We start from the raw sequence: 16,851 nt of genomic DNA, 5'->3' as shown, positions 1-16,851 counted from the left end.
GCTACGGCGCAGCCGGTTCCAGCACAGGACGGTTATCCGAACAAGCCGCCGAGCACGCCGCCGCTTTGTCCGGCCTCCTGACCACCACCGGTGCCGCCGATGAAACCGCCCGGCGGCAGTTCCGACGGCTGCACGATGACGAAGCCGCGCCCGGAGAACGACAGCGTCAGACCCTCGCCGGTGCTGCGGCCGATGAGGCGGCCGAGGCCGAAGGAGTCGTTGCGCTTGATGCCGGTGGACAGGCTCGACGACCAGGCCACCGCGGCCTGTGGGTCGGCGTAGGTGGGCTGGTCGACATTGAGGACGACGGGCGAGCCGTGGGTGGTGATGGCGATGCGACCGCGCCCGGTGAACACGCAGTTGAAGAAGCCCGCGTTACTGGCGAAACCGGCTGCGCCCTGGACCCTTTGGATGTTGTAGGACAGCGAGGTATCGAAAGCCAGCACATTCGAGCCGTTGATGGTGAGCCCATCGGTGCCGTCGAGATCGACGGTGTGCACGTCGGCGGCGGCATCGGCGAGGAACAGATCGCCGCGACCGGACACCTGCATCAGCGGCACTCCCTCACCGGTCAGCCGCTGCTGGATCGCACGGCCGATACCGCCTGAACCCAGCGCCTTGAAGTGCAGGTCGCCCTGATAGGCGACCATCGAGCCGGCCCGCGCCATGGTCTCGCCATTGACGGCGACCTTGATCATCTTGCCGCCCTGCTTCTGGATGCCCATGCCGTTGACCTCGGCGTGGCTCGGATTGAACAGTTCGCTCTGCATCGGCAGCGCTCCTTGCTGGGGTGCAATCGGTGGGGGCGGCGGCACGGCGCCGGACGGGGGATAGGCCGGTGGAGCCGGAGCCTGGTACTGCGGTTGGGCCGGGTATTGCGGTGGCGGCGCAGCGGGGGGCACCGGAGCTCGGTACTGCGGCTGGGCCGAATATTGCGGCGGCATCGGAGCCTGCGGCTGCGCCGCAGCGGGCGGCGGTGCTGCTGGTTCGTCATCGATATTCACGCCGAACGCCGTCGCGATTCCGGCCAGCCCGTTGTCATAGCCCTGCCCGACCGCGCGCACCTTCCACGCACCGCCACGCCGATAGATCTCCACGCACACCACGGCGGTCTCGGTGCTCAGCCCGGTCATCGGGAAGGTCAGCGTTCCGGCATCGGATCCGATCGTCGCGGTCAGCGAACTCGCGCCCGCGAAGGTCGGCGGCCCGCTGCCGTCGAGGCTGGCCGTGACCACGACCTTGTCGACATCGGCGGGCAGTGCGGAGGTCTGCACATCGACCATATCGCCGGCGCCGCGGCCGTGCCGATAGGTGACTCCGGGGCCGGCAGGCTGATTGAAGAAGACGAAGTCGGCATCGGAGCGGACCCGCCCGTCGGCGCCGAGTAGCAGCGCCGACACATCGACCGGCGCTGCGCAGGTGACGGTCACGATCATCCGGTCGCCGGGCGCGGGGCGATTTTCCCCGCGTGCGAGTGCGGTCACGGCGGACCGCCCCGGTCGATATGTCCGAGTGGCATGCGATTCACGGGATCAAGTGTGTCGCGAGTCCCGTCCGATTGCCACCACCCGCGATAGATCCGGCCACGGCGGCCTGCGCAGCACCGCGAGCGTGGCGATGACCGCGGCCAGCAGACCGATCAATTCACCCATCAACGCGATCCGGGTCGCATCGACCGCGGGCGTCCAGCTGACCTCGCCGTTGTGGACCACGAAAGCACCCACCGGACGAGCGGTGCGCAGCAGACCGCCCGTCCTGGTGACAGTGATGATCGTGGTGCCGTCGGCTGTTTCGTACGGCTGCCCGTAGGCAAGCGAATCCTCCACTGGCCGTAGTGAATTCAATTGATCTCGAAGCATTGATTCCTCCCCTCGATTCGGCGCCGGCGGTGGCGCGGTCCCCTTGGAGTATCGGCGGCACCACCAATTGTGGCAAGGGACTGCGCGGCGCGGTGTGGTACGAAGTTGCGGGATTTGGCGGTGAGAGGCGAGTGGGTTGTCGGCGAGGCTTTTGCGGTGGTTGGTGCTGGTAGCGGCCGGGGCGGCGCTGATCACCGTGCCCGGGGCGCAGGTCGATCCGGCATACCGGTTCTATCACCAGCGGCTGCATTGGCACGCCTGCGGTATCGAGGATTTGGACAAGGCCGGGGCCGAATGCGCGGATGTGCTGGTGCCGCTCGATTATCTGCGGCCCTACGATCGCAAGCTGAAGATCGCGATATCCCGGGTCCGGGCCACCGATCCGGATCAGCGCCATGGCGTCCTGCTGGCCAATCCGGGTGGTCCCGGCGCATCGGGTCTGGACACCGTGGACCTGCTCGGCGACGTGCTCAGCCCACAGGTGCGGGCCCGCTTCGATCTGATCGGTATGGATCCGCGTGGTGTCGGCGAGTCCGGGCGCACGCCGCGCTGCGGTTGGCCGGTGGGCGAAATGATCCATTCGGCGGGTCTGACTTCGCAGGGCTTCGCACGGGAAACCGCGCTGGCGGCGGATATGGCCGAGGGTTGTCTGGCCGATGATCCGGTGAAGGTGCGCGAGCTCACCACCCGCAATACCGCTCGCGATATGGATGTCATCCGAGTGGCGCTGGGCGAGCCGAAGCTCAGCTACTACGGCGTTTCCTACGGCACCTACCTCGGTGCGGTATTCACCCAGATGTTTCCGGAACGCAGCGACCGGATAGTGTTCGACAGCGCCATCGATCCGGATCGGTATTGGACCGGCCTCGTCCAGGACTGGGGTTCGTCGGACGAGCGGGCGATCGACGAATGGTCGAATTGGGCTGCGGGACAGGACGATGCGTATCACTTCGGTTCGACCCCGACCGAAGTGCGTGCATCGCTGACCGAGCTGCTCGCCGCAGCGGCACGGCAACCGATCGTGATCGACGACTTCCCGATCGATGATCACTGGCTGCCATTTCTATTGCACAACATGGTGACCGATTTCCGGCGTAACCAAGCGCTGGCCGAAACGCTGCGTGAGATCGCCGACGCTGTGGGCGGCCCACCCGTGGCGGCGCGGGCGCCACGCCTGCAAATCGTCTTGCAGGCCTTGCGGTCCGAGGAGAACTCCGTCCTGGCCCAGATCGCCTGCGGTGATGCCGCGGCACCGACGGATCCGGCGTGGTACGCGAGCAATATCGAAGCCAGCCGTGCGACGCAGTCGGTATTCGGTCCGCTGGCCAACAATATCCAGCCGTGCGCATTCTGGCCCCGGCCTGTCGAACCCGCCACCACCGTGCGGAATTCGGTGCCCGCCCTCATCCTGCAGGCGACCGGTGACGCTCGAACCCCGTATACCCACGGTGTCCGACTGCATCAGCACCTGTCCGAATCCCGCATGGTCACCCTGCAGGACGTCCGCATTCACATGACTTTCCGTCCCGACCTGAGCGCCTGCGTCAACAGTGCGATCAATACCTACTATGCCGACGGCGTCCTGCCCGCCGCCGACGTCACCTGCCACGCGGACCAGTAGGAATCAACCGGGCACGACAGCCGACGAGTGGTACCGCGACGCCGCGTTCCACAGAATGAAGCTGTTCGTCCCCGCGGCCGCCGCGGCATCGATCTGCGCCTTGACCTCGGCATCACCGTAGTTCACCCCCAGGCTGAAATCCTGTAGCCACGGAATGACTTTCGCGCCGGTACCTTTGGTCTGCTCGAAGAAGTCGGCCAGCGATCGGAAAATAATGTCGTACGGCTGGCCATTGGGGTTCGCCACACCGTATTCACCGGCATTCCAATGCGATGGGTAGAGCATCGGAGCGACATAGTCGACATACCGAGCGATCGCCGGAATGTCCTGCGCGATCTCATCCGGCCGGGTCGCCGCGATGCCGAACACGGCGGCACTGAGATTCGCGCCTTTGTCGCGTACCGGATCTCGGCTCTCGTGCAGGAACTCGGCGATGGATTCACTGGGCGTGACGGTCAGCCCCGGAAACTGCATCTGCGACAGCGCACCGTCCGGCCGCCGGACATAGTCGTACATTATTCCGTCGAAGCCGAGTTCGGCCGCCTCGGTGGCGAGATCGATGTTGTACTTGCGGACTTCGGGATTTGCGAAGTTGGTGAAAGCGATCGCCCCGTACTTGCTGGCATACGGCTGACCGGAGGGATTCTGGATGACCCAGTCCGGATGTCCTGCGTGCCATGCCCATTCGGCCATGGTCGGATCGCGAAACGCCACGATCCGCCCGACCACCCGCAGATTCATCTCGTGTAATTGCCGCAGTGCGGCGCGCACATCGTAGATATTGGTGGCCGCACCCGCCTGTCGCGCCAGCGGGACCTGCGAGTCGTAGCCGATAACCCCGTCCTCATCCTTGATATCGAGCTGAACGGTGTCGATGCGCCCCGCACGGGCCATATCCAGAATGGGCTCGCGTAAACCCTCGTATGCCCATCCGTACGCCGTTATATGCACGGCCTTGACCCGGGGCATATCGATCGAGGTCGTAATCGCCTGCGTCGCCTTATTTCCGGCCGCGTCGACCGCGGTCACCGCACCGCCGACCGGTGTGCGCGGCAGTGTGATCTCGAAGGTGCCGTCCGCGGCGGGAGTGACCGATTGTGTGCCGACGGACACCTGCACCGCACCGGATTCCTTGCCGCGCAATGTGATCGGCTGACGATACGATCCGGCCGTACCCGGCTGGGTCACTTCGAGTTTCGGCGCCTCGGTATCCACGGTGAAGGTCGCGGTAACTCCCGGACCGGCGCTGAACAGGCCGAGGATGCCCCCGCGTGGTATTTCTGCGGTGAACTTGTGGTCACCATCGGTGAGCGGTCCGGGCCGGTACGCCACCGAATCGCCTTCGACTGTGCCGTTCACCGCCTTGCCGTCGAGTTCGAGCCGCATATCGTTCGGGTTGTGGCCGCGGGCGTCCACGCGCAATACCAGACCGGTCAGCGTGCCGGCACCGACGACTCCGTCCGGCAATCCGGCCAGTGCCAAACCCGCGGGCTCGGACCGATTGGCGCCGATGATCACGGATGCGATGAGGATTGATAAAACTCCGATAACCGCTATTGCCGCGAGCCGCCATCGCCCGGTAACCGGGACCAATTTGTCCAACGCGCACACCAACTTTCATCCGTCGCTATTGCCTAACTATCTACCTCGAACAGCTCCGTCGGGCGTGGTTACGCCGATTCGCAACCGAGATTCCGTGCGACCGCGTACCGTTCGATCGGTGGTGCGGTGCTCGGCTATCGGAACTCGGGTTGTCGTGTCGGCCTTGATATTCGCAACGGCCACCGCATGTGATGCGGCGCCGGATCCGGTCCCGGCGGCCATCGAAAAGGTTCCGGTGACCACACCGACGCTCGATCCGATTGCGGTGGGAGCCAACGAACTCGGACTCGTTCCCATCCTGATGTACCACCAGGTGACGCCGAATCCGGTCGGCGAATACGACCAGACTCCGGAGAAGTTTCGCGCTGAACTCGAGCGGTTGCACCGCGAGAACTACCGACCGGTGACCGTCGCCGATTACATCTGCGGCCATATCGACATCCCCGCGGGCACCCACCCGGTGGTGCTCACCTTCGACGACTCCACCATCACCCAGGTTCGGTTCACCGAGGACGCAAAGGTGGCCCCGGACACCGCGATCGGGATTCTCGAGGAGTTCGGCGCGCGCAATCCGGACTTCCGGCCCACCGCGACGTTCTACGTCAATAACGAGCCGTTCGCCGGTGACCCGCGCGCACTGCCCTGGCTGGCCGCCCACGGATACGAAATCGGCGCGCACACCGCGAGCCACGCCAACCTCGGTCGCCTGGACAGCGCCGGAGTGCAGCGCGAGTTGGTCGAGAACCTGCGTGCGATCACAACCGCGGCCCCCGGCAATCGGGTGCGCACGATGGCCTTGCCGCTCGGCATTTTCCCGACCGATCGTGCACTCGCCACCACAGGAAGTTGGGACGGCACGCATTACGCGTTCGAGGCCGTGCTGCTGGTCGGCGCAGCACCCGCACCCTCTCCATTCGGCCAGGTCGATCCTGCTGGCGTGCCGCGCATCCGGTCAGGGAAGGCCGAGGTCGTCTTCGCTTCCGCCTACTGGCTCGACCGCCTCGACCAGCATCCGGACCAGCGCTACACCTCCGACGGCAACCCGGACAAGATCTCGGCTCCCGGACTCCTTGCCGACGAACTGAATCCGCGCTGGCGCGATCAGTTCAACCCCTATTGACAAACATAGATCCAAGTATGCCAAGAGTTTGCGCGGACCGGTCCCGGAACACAGTGGTTGACTCACGGCCACTGATTGCCGATGAGACCGGGGAGCCCGTATGTCACACGATCCGGCCGCGAGTTTTCCGGCCGCGGGTACGTTCGAAGATCTGTTGCCGTGGTTGGTGCGTCGTGAGCGACGTGCCGATCGAATGTTGCCGATAATCGGGCTATCCGGTGCCGCCGCCGAGGTCGTCGCGACCCTGACGACGTTCAGCGATGCACTCGCCGACGCCGTTCATGTGACGGCCGATGCCGCGGATCCGGCCGAACTCCCGGCCGGTAGCTCGCTCGCCGAGGACACCACACCGGGCCTGACGGAACTGCGGCGTTTGCTGTACACACTCTGCAAGGGGCTGTCGGCGGATCGCTTCGGACGGATGCGGCCATTGACGTTCCGGCACTACCGGCTCGTCGAATGGCTGATGGCAAAGAAGCTGACCTCCGACAATGAGTTGCGCGAACTGGAAACCCTGCTGCGCAGAGACTTCGGGCGTTGGGGAGAGGAACTACTCGCGCACGCGGAGTCCACGGTGGGGCCATTGCAGCGTCTGTTGCTCGGTGTGGTGCGGTTGCTGTTGCCGAAGGCGGTATTCCGGGTCCGTACCGGTGGCCGGATTCCCGGAATCGGCCGGGAGTTCCGCTGGCTCATGAACCAGCGCTATCTGGCGCCCGAACAGTCGAGCCAATTCGTCGGATTCGCACATCGCCTGACCGAAAACGCGCGTCGACAGGAGAACTGGCAACAACTCGACAAGCTACTGCTGCATGCCTTCCTGGAGGACCTGCGGGTCGCCTACGGTCGTCGAATGTGGCGCATCCGCGCCGCCCGGCGCACAACCTATCCGGTTGTCGTATTGCAGCACGGTGGCACCGAAGTCGGCCGTCGACTGCTGGGTCTGGTCGACGAAATCCGGAACGAAACCGGCATCGACGACCCACTGCTGCTGGTGTCCGACGTGCGCCCGGTGCCGGATGGCGTCGTGGTGCGCTCGCCGCACCGGGCGATGCGGGCATACCGGAAATGGGAAGAAGAGCTGCCGATCGCGCGGCAGCGGCAGCGGCCGCGCGCGTGGTTTCTGGTTTTCGCCGTACCCACGAGCGCCGAACATGACGGCAATGCCGATGGTTTCCAGCGGATCCCGGTACCGCGACCGCCGTGGTGGGCGCGGCGTGCCCTGCCGATTTGCGCCGTCGTCATCTTGTCGATCGCCGCGATCGGCGCGGCGGTCTGGCAGCCGTGGCGGCCCCTCGCTGAGGCCTGCGGCTCCGGCGCACCGAGCAAGTGGGTGCAGGTGGCGAAGGGGAATGGAGCCGAGTGCCTCGGATTCAGCGCCTATGACCCCGATGATCCCGAAAGCAGTGGTCGAGGTTATCTTTTCGCCAAGAATGAGCCCAATGCGCAACGGTTGGTGGAGGTACAGAAGCGCCTGTACAAGCAGAATCGCATCGCGGAGCGGCTGGCCGCCCAGCAACCGACTCGGCCGTTCTTCACCCTGGTCTATGTCGGTCAGCTGACGGGGTTGCCGACCGATTACCCCGCGCAGAGTGAGGATCTCGAAGGGCTGGCGCTGGCCCAGTACCACGCCATCAGGTCTGTGGGACCGATCGAACCGGTAACCTCCGACACCGTTCCGCTCGTCCGCTTCGTGCTGGCCAATAGCGGTCCGCTCACCGCGCAGAGCAAGCGGACTGTCGAGATGCTCGCCCCACTGGTCCGTTCCGAGCCGACCATCGTCGGGGTGATCGGATTCGATCAGAGCCGAACCGCCACCGTCGACATCGTCAATGCGTTGACGGGATTGGGTTTACCGATGGTCGCGCCCAGCTTGTCGGCGGATCAGATGGTGCGTTCATCGCCTTTGTATTTTCAGATTTCTGCTTCGAACCAGATGGTCGCCGATATGGTCCGGCAATACGTGCGGTCGGTACCCCGCCTCGCGGGGCGCGGTCTGCGGATCTACCACCGGCCCGACAGCTCCGATCTCTACACCGAGAATATGGCCGCGGATCTGCATGTTCTCGGTGCGGACGGACATCCCGTCTGGGATGGGTCCTGGGATCGCCAGGATGCCTTCACCCGGGCCGATGGTGTGGACGCCTGCGATGAGGTGATGTTCTTCGCCGGTCGGGATTGGGAATTTCCGGACTTTCTGCAGAGCCTGAACAAGTCCTGTGGTGACAAACGGGTCGTGCTGATCGCCGACGATTCCGCGAACCGATTCATGGCCAGCGCCGAGCGCCGGAAGGCGGCCAACAGTGCCCGCCCCCTGATTTACGTCGCCAAATCCGGCCTCGTGACCTGCGCGAACAAAGGCCAGGGCATCCGCAGCCGCGTCGAGTTCTACAATTTGGCCGTCACCGAGGATCCCGATATTCCGAGTTGGGACGCCTGTGCCGAGTCCGGCGAACCTGCCGGCGAGCGCCGCCAACTTCATCCACTGGGTGAACAGGTCATCCTGGGTTACGACGCGGTTGGGCTGTTCGCGCGGGCGGTGCAGTCGCTGATTCCCGCGGTGGCCGGCATTTGGACAGAACAGATTCCGATCAGTGCGGCTGCCGTGTGGGCTGCGCTGCGTGACCTGCCGAAGCAGCCGGTGATCGAGTCGAGCAGCGGCGTACTCGACTTCTCGGTCAGCCTCGGCGCGCGGTCTGGTCGGGTGACCGCCGACAAGTGGGTCGGTCTGCTCAGCGTCGACCAGATCTGGGATCCGTCGAATCACGCCGAGCCCGTTATGATTTTCGGCTGCGGCCGAGCCGTAGCCAGCGATCCGGTGCAGTGCCGCCCGGATCCGCTCGGCCGCTGAGGCATTGGATGTCGGGATGATCCGACCAGGCCGTTTCGCCCTGAGCGGCCGTATGTATATTAGCGAGCGCAACTAGTTACGGGTGATCGGCGTGTGGGGGCGGATCGCTTGTGGCGCAGTGTGCCAACTGCTCGACCGGCTCGACTCAGGTTTCGAGACACTTCCACCACGGATAGCCGATCAGAACTAGGGCTCAAACTATGACGAATTCGACCGTCCAGGCCCCGGCAAAGTCGCCGAACCTGGATGCCGGTGAGGGGACGTCACTGTCGCACCGGCAGATCCTGACCATCCTGTCGGGACTGCTGCTCGGCATGTTCCTCGCCGCGCTGGATCAGAACATCGTGAGCGTCGCGATCGTGCGGATCGCCAACAGCCTGGACGGATTCGACGAACAGGCCTGGGCGACCACGGCATATCTGATCACCGCGACGATCACCACCCCGCTGTACGGCAAACTGGCCGATATCTACGGCCGAAAGCCGTTCTACCTCACCGCGATCGGACTGTTCGTCATCGGTTCGGTGGCCTGCACCTTCGCCACCTCGATGTACGAACTCGCCGGATTCCGCGCCTTTCAGGGGCTGGGCGCGGGTGGGTTGATGTCGTTGGCGTTCACCATCATCGGCGATATCGTGCCGGCCCGGGAGCGGGTGCGCTACCAGGGCTATTTCATGATGGTCTTCGGTACCGCGACCGTGCTCGGGCCGGTGCTCGGCGGTTTCTTCTCGAACTACGACCAACTCTGGGGTCTCGAGGGTTGGCGCTGGGTGTTCCTGGTCAACGTGCCGATCGGCGTGCTCGCGCTCGGCGTGGTCGCCAAGGTGCTCAATACTCCGCATCAGCGCCAGGATCACCGCATCGACTGGTTCGGCGCCGTCGCATTGACGACCTGTGTGGTGCCGCTGCTGATCGTCGCCGAACAGGGCCGGGATTGGGGCTGGAGTTCGCAGCGGTCGCTGATCTGCTACGGAATCGGTGCGGGCGGGCTGCTGCTGTTCGTGCTCGTCGAATTCCTGATGAAGGATGCGGCGCTGATTCCCCTGCGGCTGTTCAAGAATTCGACCTTCAGCGTGACCATCGCGGGCGGATTCATTGTCGGTATCGCGATGTTCGGCGCGATCGTCATGGTGCCGCAGTACTTCCAAGTGGTGCGCGGATATTCGCCGACCAAATCGGGTCTGCTGATGCTCCCGCTGGTGCTCGGCATCATGTTCGGCTCGCAGCTGGCCGGATTGACCACCAAATTGACCGGGCGCTACAAGATCCTGCCGGTGATCGGGACATTCATCATCGCGGTCGGCGCGGCGCTCTACGGCCGAGTGCATTACGACAGTCCGCTATGGCAGCCGCTGGTCTACGGCGGCGTCATCGGATTCGGGCTCGGTTGCTGCATGCAGACCCTGATCATCGCGGCGCAGAATGCCGGTCCGCGTTCGGATATGGGTGTTTCGACCGCTTCGGCGACCTTCTTCCGGCAGATGGGCGGCACCCTCGGTGTCGCGGTATTCCTGACCATCCTGTTCAACCTGTTGCCGCACCGGATCATCGACGCGTTCGGTGGTGCGCTGCCCCCCGGTTTCGATGCCGCGCAGTTGAGCACCATGCAGAGCAACACCAGCGGAATCGCGGCGCTGCCCGACGAGCTGAGAGTGCCCATTCTGATCGGGTTCACCGATGCGATGCACGGCGTCTTCTATGCCGCGGCGGGGGTGGCGCTGCTGGCGTGCCTGGTGCTGATGTTCATGAAAGAGATTCCGCTGCAAGACAATCCGGTACCCGCTGTGGAGCAGGTGCCTTCGGAGGCCGAGGACAGTTGGGCGCAGGCGCAGGTTTGGGAGGGTGCCGCCGAGGTGCTCTCCGAACCCGAACCGGTGCTGGCGGGTGCGGTCGGCCGAATCTCGGTGGATCACGACGGCAATGGTGTGTATGTGGCCGCCGTTGTGCCGCAGTCGCATTCGAGCATCGAATACGAAGGCGCATCGATCGGCGGGCGGATCGGACGCGAGGACGGCAGACCGGTGCCCGGCACCGTGCTGACCCTGATCGACCAACGGGGACACCAGGTTTCGCGCGCGAGCGGCGATGCCGACGGCGGCTACCGGATCGAGGCGCCCGCCGCGGGCAACTACGTCTTGATCGCGTCGGCGACCGGACATCGGCCGGAGGCGGTCAGCGTGGCCATCGGACAGCGCCCACAGCTGCTCGACCTGACCCTCACCGGCTCCGGCGAATTGTCCGGTGTGGTCCGTTCGGCCGGTCGCGGTACCCCGTTGCCAGGTGCCACCGTGACACTGACCGATATCCACGGTGAGGTGGTCGGCGCGGCCATCACCGCGGGCGACGGCGCGTATGTCTGTCATGGTGTCGTCTCGGGCACCTACACCCTGGTGGCCGTTGCCGAACATATGCGCCCCAGCGCCACCACCCTCACCATCCCCGACAGCGGTCTCCTGCATCACGACATCGATATGGCATCGATGGCCGTGCTGGCCGGATCCGCCTGGGCCGACGGCGACCGAGCCGTCCCGGACATCCAGATCACCGTCCTGGACGCATCCGGCGATCTCACCGCCACGGCCCGCACGGACGCCAACGGCCGCTACCTGGTAACCGACCTCCCCGAAGGCCATTACACGGTAATAGCCCGCGGCTACCCACCCGTCACCACCCGGGTAACAGTCTCCGGCGGCGAAGTGACCCACGACGTCCGGCTCGGCTACGAACCCGCCGAAGCTCCCGACCCGCGCTGACGCCAGCTCAGTAGACACCGGCGCCTTGGCGTTACCGCCCGCTCAGTCGACGTGCGGCAACACCTCCGCGGCGATGCGCTCCATTTGAGCGGCCTCGTCGAACAGCGGGTTGATCAGGATCATTTCGGCCCCGGCGTCGGCCACCTCGCGTAAACCCTGGATGCAGTCCTTGGGTGTGCCGTGTACGGCGACGGGCAGCAGGGTTTTTCCGAATTCGCCGTAGAAGTCGGTCAGGGCGGTGGCCATGCGCTGTTCGGCCCGTGCCGGGTCGTCGTCGACCGCGATGTAGACGCGTTTGGCAATGCGGAAATCCGATGGGGCGTCGGAGTTTTCGGCGAGAGTCTCGCGCACGTACCGGACCTGTTCGGCGAATTTGGCCGTCGTACTCGAACCGGCGCCGAAGAACCCGTTGCCGTGCCGGACCGCCCGCCGGAGTGCGGCGGGTGTGCTGCCGCCGAACCACAGTGGCGGATAAGGCTTCTGGAACGGTTTCGGCTCCATGGTGGCGCCGGTCAGCTGCCAGAACTCGCCGTCGATATCGATACGTGGCTGGGTCCACAGTGCCTTCATGACGCGCAGGCCCTCGTTGAAGCGGGTCACCAGATTGTCGGCGGGGTCGACGTCGAAGGCGGAGAACATCCGGTTGCGTCCGCCGATCCCGACGCCGATCTCGAGCCGGCCGCGGGTGAGCTGATCCAGCGTGCTGATGCGTTTGGCGAGATGCACCGGATTGTGCAGCGGCGTCACGAACACCGCGCATCCGAAGCGCAACCGCTCATTGCATGCGGCCGCGAAGGTCAACAACTCGATCGGACTCAGATTGGGCGCGGATCCGAGCAGTTGTTCGGTCGTCCACGCGCTCTCGAAGCCGAGCGCCTCGGCTCGATCCAGGTAGGCCCGCAGATTTTCCGGTTGGAATGATCCGTCGGGAATGAGCTGCGGAAGCGAAATGGCGTATCGCATCAGCCGAGCCTATCGCGCGCATCGAAGCAGCGGTTCCGAGTCATCGAGCCAGACCCGAACATGCCGGTAACTCGACTGTAACCACCCGCCGAGCCGTAACGATGCGCGCAGGCTAGATTATCCGAAAGCCGTTATCCCAGAGAGGAAATCACCCCCGTGGGGCAGTTCTGCAGAGCCGTCTTCCTGGACGCCGACCACAAACTGATCGGGTATCTGGAACCCAAGATCCGATTCCTGAGACGCGCCTGGATCGGCGACGACTTCGTCCAGGGTGTGGAGCGCCTGCTGACGGTGCCGACACGGGTGGTGTGGGCCGGACCGCAGGTGGGCAGGCAGACCAGCCTCTACGACAAGGCCGCCTCCGTCGCGCCGCTGGTCGCGCCGCAGCACGGCTTCATCGGCCGCTACATCCTCAACCACGACAAACGCACCTATGTGGACAAAGCGACGGTCCGGCACGGCGACGACCGCCACCGCATCCATCCGCTGCCGATGCTCACTGCGGAAGGCGCGGATTGCGCCGGCGGCGACGCCGCACTGGTCGGGACCTGGTCCGGGGATCGCATCTCGATGAGTGCCACCGTGCCCACCGGCTTCGAACTACTGCAGTACGACATGGTGGCGAACTAGTTCACGACTTGCTGACGCTCTCGCGGCACGCGGATGTGTGTGCCGCACTGCGAGACTCGGACGCGAATCAGAGCCGCGGATCGAAGACCAGCCGAAAACCGGTCAGCCCGTGCTCATCACCGGAGGCCCAGAACTCCCGTCCCGGTAATTCGTTCTGTGGCAGCCCGGCCTGTTCGGCGATATCGGCAGCCGGTATCCACATGGGCGAATGTGCCGGATGCCATGGTGTCTGCACCTGCGCCCGATCGCCGAACAACAGGATCACCCGCACCCGCACTGGTTCAGGTTCCATAGTTACATGATGCGCGCTTGCAACGGCTTTGCCGAGGTCGCGTGCATCAATCGAAACGTACTTCCCACCGTTTGATGCCATTGAGCCATCCGGAGCGCAGGTGCTCGGGTTCGGCGATCTGACTCAATTCGGGCATGGTGTCGGCGATGGCATTGAACATCAGATCGATCTCGAGCCGGGCCAGGTTCGCGCCGAGGCAGTAGTGCGTGCCCGCGCCGCCGAATCCGACGTGTGGATTGGGGTCGCGCAGGATATCGAACCTGAACGGGTCCTCGAAGGCGTCCTCGTCGAAATTGGCCGAGCTGTAGAACAATCCGACGCGCTGGCCCTTGCGGATCAACTGACCGCCGAGCTCCACATCGCGCATCGCGGTGCGTTGGAATACCGAGACGGGGGTGGCCCAGCGCACGATCTCATCCGGCGCGGTGCGCGGCCGCTGCTCCTTATAGAGCCGCCATTGGTCCGGGTTGTCGACGAAGGCCTTCATGCCGTGGGTGATCGAATTGCGGGTGGTCTCATTACCAGCCACCGACAGCAGGATCATGAAGAACGCGAACTCGTCCGAACCCAGATGCTCACCGTCGATATCGGCATTGACCAGCTGCGTCACGATATCGTCCGCCGGGCAGGCGCGCCGCTGCTCGGCCATGGTCCAGGCATAGCCGGTCAATTCCAGCTGTGCGGTCGGCGCATCGGTGGCGTACTCCGGATCGTCGGCGCCGATCATCTGATTGGACCAGTGGAACAGCTTCTTGCGATCGTGCTGCGGCACCCCGAGCAGTTCGGCAATGGCCTGCAGCGGCAGCTCGCAGGCTACCTGCTCCACGAAATCGCCGCTGCCGGACTTCTTGGCCTCGTGCACGATCCGGGCCGCGCGCTCGGTGAGCGCCGCCCGCAGACCCTCCACCGCGCGCGGTGTGAAGCCTTTGGACACGATGCGGCGATTCTTGGTGTGGACCGGCGGATCCATATTGAGCAGAATCAGCCGCTGCATATCGATCTGTTCGCGGGTGATGGTGGACTGATAGCGGATGATCGCGCTGTTCGCCGTGGAGGAGAAGATCTCCGGATGTTTCGAGATCTCTTTGATGTGTTCGAGTTTCGTGACCGCCCAGTAGCCGCCGTCATCGAAGCCGCTGGAGCGGTCGGGCTGGGCGCACCACCAGACCGGCGCGGCTCGGCGCAGCTCCGCGAATTCCGCGGTGGGTCTGCGTCTCGCCCACAGGTCCGGGTCGGTGAAATCGAATCCGGCGGGAATCGACGGCGTGGCCATGGCCACCTCCCAGAGCTGGAACACGTTCTACATATGATTGAAGCACAGTGCGCCGCTCCGAAATGGTGAAATGCGTCAGTGCTCGAGCTTGTGTAAGAGCTGATGCAGCGAGCGCAGGTCGTCGGGGGAGAGGGCGGCGACGGCGGCCGGGGCGGGGTCGGGGGTGGCCATGGCCTGTGCGAGTACGGCGCGACCGGCGTAGGTGATGGAGACCTGTTTGCGGCGGCGGTTGGTCGGGTCGATCTCGCGCACTACGAGGCCGAGTTCGTCGAGATTATTGACCGCGACCGTGGTCGCGGGCGCATCCATGCCGGTCGCCTGCGCGATCTGGTTGAGCGTGAGCGGGCCGGGACGCAGGCGGCGCAGAATGCGAATTCGACTGAACGGCAAGCCGGTTCGTTCGCTGACCGCCCGCTTCCACGAGTCGCGGGTATCCATCACCAGGTTGGTGAGCTGGGCCCACACCTCATCGGCGGTGGGTACGTCATCCGGCATGTGCGGGGACCTTCTCTTCCAATATCGGGGCGACGCGATCGCGGGACCGCGCGGCCCAGCGGGTGTTCGCGACTATGCCGAGTATGGCGATTCCGGCGGTGAAAACCGCAATCAGCCACCACAGACCGGCGCCGGTCAGCGCGCCGCACAGCGCGACACCCATGCTCACGCCCACCTGTCTGCTGGTCGAGGCGACCGCCGCCGCGGCACCCGCGCGATCCAGTGGCATCCCGCTGACCGCCGCCGTCGTAATCGGTGCATTGACCATGCCGAATCCGATTCCGAAGATCGCGAAGACGATGAGCAGATGCCAGACCGGAGTTGTCCCGTCGAGTCGAGTGAGCAGCACGGCGGCGATGGTCAGCGCGACGCCCGCCGCGAGCAGTGAGGGTTTGGTTCCGTAGCGCCCGACCAGACGCCCCGACAGCGGCGAGAAGATGAGCGTCGCAACCGCCATGGCCAGATACAGCGCCCCGGTGTGCACCGCCGAATAACCGCGCACCTCTTGCAGATACAGCGAGCAGGTGAACAGGAACGCCCCGAGTGCCGCGAAGGCGAAGATTGCGGTCACCGTCGCCGACGCGAACGGCACACTGCGGAAGAAGCGCAGATCGATGAACGGATCCGAGCGCCGCGATTCCTGCCACAGGAAGGCCGCGAGAGCCACCGCCGACGCCGCGAAGACCATCGGCAACCGCTCGATCAACCCGAACACCACCGTGAACAGAAACGCGATCGCCAGCAACTGCCCGATCGGATCGAGTCCGCGCACCGTGGCCGACTTCGATTCCGGCACGAATAGAGTCGTCAGAACCAGCGCGAGCGCACAGATCGGCAGATTGATCCAGAACACCGACGGCCACCCGAGCGCATCGATCAGCACACCGCCGACCATCGGCCCCAAGGCCATCGAAATACCGACGACCGCACCCCAAATGCCCACCGCGCGAGCGCGTTCCACCTTCCCGGTGAAGACCTGTGTAATGATCGACATCGCAACCGGATTCAGCATCGACCCGCCGACAGCCTGCAAAAACCTTGCCCCGATGAGGGTTTCGATATTCGGCGCGAGGCTGCAGGCCAGCGACCCGAGTGCGAAGACCGTCAACCCGATCCGGAACACCCGACGCCGCCCGAACCGATCCGCCGTTGCACCGGCGAGCATCAGCAGACTCGCGAGCGTGAGCGTGTAGATGTCGATGATCCACTGCAGCCGCCCCAGCGGTGCGTCCAGATTCGCTCGAATCGCAGGCACTGCGACATTCACGATCGTCGAATCCATCGACACGATCAGCAGACTCAGGCAACACGTCGCCAATACCACCAGCTTGCGCCGCGGCGTCAGCTCTCCGACAGTTGTGTTCATACAATGATTGTGTAATCACAACTGTTCTG

13 protein-coding genes are annotated in these 16,851 nt (G+C 64.8%); 5 read left to right on the top strand and 8 right to left on the bottom strand.

The genetic code is table 11. The features are described from left to right. Positions 1-32: 32 nt before the first annotated feature. Together ACQPYR_RS27725 and ACQPYR_RS27720 are read right to left on the bottom strand one after the other, a co-directional pair. Complete coding sequence (locus ACQPYR_RS27725; protein WP_433621878.1) at positions 33-1,484, bottom strand: AIM24 family protein; 1,452 nt, start codon at positions 1,482-1,484, stop codon at positions 33-35. A gap of 48 nt (positions 1,485-1,532) precedes the next feature. Continuing rightward, on the bottom strand, positions 1,533-1,859 hold the full coding sequence (locus ACQPYR_RS27720) for a hypothetical protein (RefSeq protein ID WP_433621877.1): 327 nt from the start codon (positions 1,857-1,859) through the stop codon (positions 1,533-1,535). 136 nt (positions 1,860-1,995) lie between these two features. Between ACQPYR_RS27720 and ACQPYR_RS27715 the strand changes: the two genes are divergently transcribed. Then, positions 1,996-3,480 (top strand): alpha/beta fold hydrolase, encoded by a 1,485-nt coding sequence (locus ACQPYR_RS27715; protein WP_433621876.1) that lies wholly within the window; start codon positions 1,996-1,998, stop codon positions 3,478-3,480. 3 nt (positions 3,481-3,483) lie between these two features. Here the strand turns inward: ACQPYR_RS27715 and ACQPYR_RS27710 are convergent, their stop codons facing one another. After that, complete coding sequence (locus ACQPYR_RS27710; protein ID WP_433621875.1) at positions 3,484-4,998, bottom strand: putative glycoside hydrolase; 1,515 nt, start codon at positions 4,996-4,998, stop codon at positions 3,484-3,486. A gap of 238 nt (positions 4,999-5,236) precedes the next feature. Here ACQPYR_RS27710 and ACQPYR_RS27705 point away from each other — a divergent pair, with 238 nt between their 5' ends. The 3 genes from ACQPYR_RS27705 to ACQPYR_RS27695 all read left to right on the top strand — a co-directional run bounded on the left by ACQPYR_RS27705 (position 5,237) and on the right by ACQPYR_RS27695 (position 11,803). Next, on the top strand, positions 5,237-6,202 hold the full coding sequence (locus ACQPYR_RS27705; protein WP_433621874.1) for a polysaccharide deacetylase family protein: 966 nt from the start codon (positions 5,237-5,239) through the stop codon (positions 6,200-6,202). Positions 6,203-6,302: 100 nt separating this feature from the next. Continuing rightward, complete coding sequence (locus ACQPYR_RS27700; protein WP_433621873.1) at positions 6,303-9,050, top strand: hypothetical protein; 2,748 nt, start codon at positions 6,303-6,305, stop codon at positions 9,048-9,050. 200 nt (positions 9,051-9,250) lie between these two features. Beyond that, on the top strand, positions 9,251-11,803 hold the full coding sequence (locus ACQPYR_RS27695; RefSeq protein ID WP_433621872.1) for an MFS transporter: 2,553 nt from the start codon (positions 9,251-9,253) through the stop codon (positions 11,801-11,803). A 42-nt stretch (positions 11,804-11,845) separates the two neighbouring features. On the opposite strand, the gene ACQPYR_RS27690 is transcribed toward ACQPYR_RS27695, so the two are convergent. Further along, positions 11,846-12,766: an LLM class flavin-dependent oxidoreductase gene (locus ACQPYR_RS27690; protein ID WP_433621871.1), complete on the bottom strand. Its 921-nt coding sequence runs from the start codon at positions 12,764-12,766 to the stop codon at positions 11,846-11,848. Between the two features lie 156 nt (positions 12,767-12,922). Here ACQPYR_RS27690 and ACQPYR_RS27685 point away from each other — a divergent pair, with 156 nt between their 5' ends. Next, positions 12,923-13,396: a hypothetical protein gene (locus ACQPYR_RS27685; RefSeq protein WP_433621870.1), complete on the top strand. Its 474-nt coding sequence runs from the start codon at positions 12,923-12,925 to the stop codon at positions 13,394-13,396. Between the two features lie 67 nt (positions 13,397-13,463). On the opposite strand, the gene ACQPYR_RS27680 is transcribed toward ACQPYR_RS27685, so the two are convergent. The 4 genes from ACQPYR_RS27680 to ACQPYR_RS27665 form a co-directional block, all read right to left on the bottom strand. Next, a complete protein-coding gene (locus tag ACQPYR_RS27680; RefSeq protein ID WP_387287899.1) occupies positions 13,464-13,688 on the bottom strand; it encodes a hypothetical protein in 225 nt (74 codons plus the stop codon). Between the two features lie 46 nt (positions 13,689-13,734). Beyond that, entirely contained in the window at positions 13,735-14,961 is a 1,227-nt protein-coding gene (locus tag ACQPYR_RS27675) for a cytochrome P450 (protein WP_433621869.1), read from the bottom strand. Positions 14,962-15,036: 75 nt separating this feature from the next. After that, positions 15,037-15,456, bottom strand: a complete 420-nt coding sequence (locus tag ACQPYR_RS27670) for a MarR family winged helix-turn-helix transcriptional regulator (protein ID WP_433602560.1) — start codon at positions 15,454-15,456, stop codon at positions 15,037-15,039. Beyond that, positions 15,446-16,822, bottom strand: coding sequence for an MFS transporter (locus tag ACQPYR_RS27665; RefSeq protein WP_433621868.1), 1,377 nt, complete (start codon positions 16,820-16,822; stop codon positions 15,446-15,448). The genes ACQPYR_RS27670 and ACQPYR_RS27665 overlap by 11 nt, the downstream gene beginning before the upstream one ends. Between the last annotated feature and the right edge of the window lie 29 nt (positions 16,823-16,851).

Source organism: Nocardia sp. CA-120079 (assembly GCF_050955745.1).
Lineage (GTDB): Bacteria > Actinomycetota > Actinomycetes > Mycobacteriales > Mycobacteriaceae > Nocardia.
Note: the sequence above shows the minus strand (reverse complement) of the source record. Positions and strands in the feature narration are given on the sequence as shown.

Bases quoted from the DNA above. Each gene is read 5' to 3' on its own strand.
- ACQPYR_RS27665 (WP_433621868.1), bottom strand. From the start codon at position 16,822: ATGAACACAACTGTCGGAGAGCTGACGCCGCGGCGCAAGCTGGTGGTA.
- ACQPYR_RS27690 (WP_433621871.1), bottom strand. From the start codon at position 12,766: ATGCGATACGCCATTTCGCTTCCGCAGCTCATTCCCGACGGATCATTC.
- ACQPYR_RS27675 (WP_433621869.1), bottom strand. From the start codon at position 14,961: ATGGCCACGCCGTCGATTCCCGCCGGATTCGATTTCACCGACCCGGAC.
- ACQPYR_RS27720 (WP_433621877.1), bottom strand. From the start codon at position 1,859: ATGCTTCGAGATCAATTGAATTCACTACGGCCAGTGGAGGATTCGCTT.
- ACQPYR_RS27700 (WP_433621873.1), top strand. From the start codon at position 6,303: ATGTCACACGATCCGGCCGCGAGTTTTCCGGCCGCGGGTACGTTCGAA.
- ACQPYR_RS27670 (WP_433602560.1), bottom strand. From the start codon at position 15,456: ATGCCGGATGACGTACCCACCGCCGATGAGGTGTGGGCCCAGCTCACC.
- ACQPYR_RS27680 (WP_387287899.1), bottom strand. From the start codon at position 13,688: ATGGAACCTGAACCAGTGCGGGTGCGGGTGATCCTGTTGTTCGGCGAT.
- ACQPYR_RS27695 (WP_433621872.1), top strand. From the start codon at position 9,251: ATGACGAATTCGACCGTCCAGGCCCCGGCAAAGTCGCCGAACCTGGAT.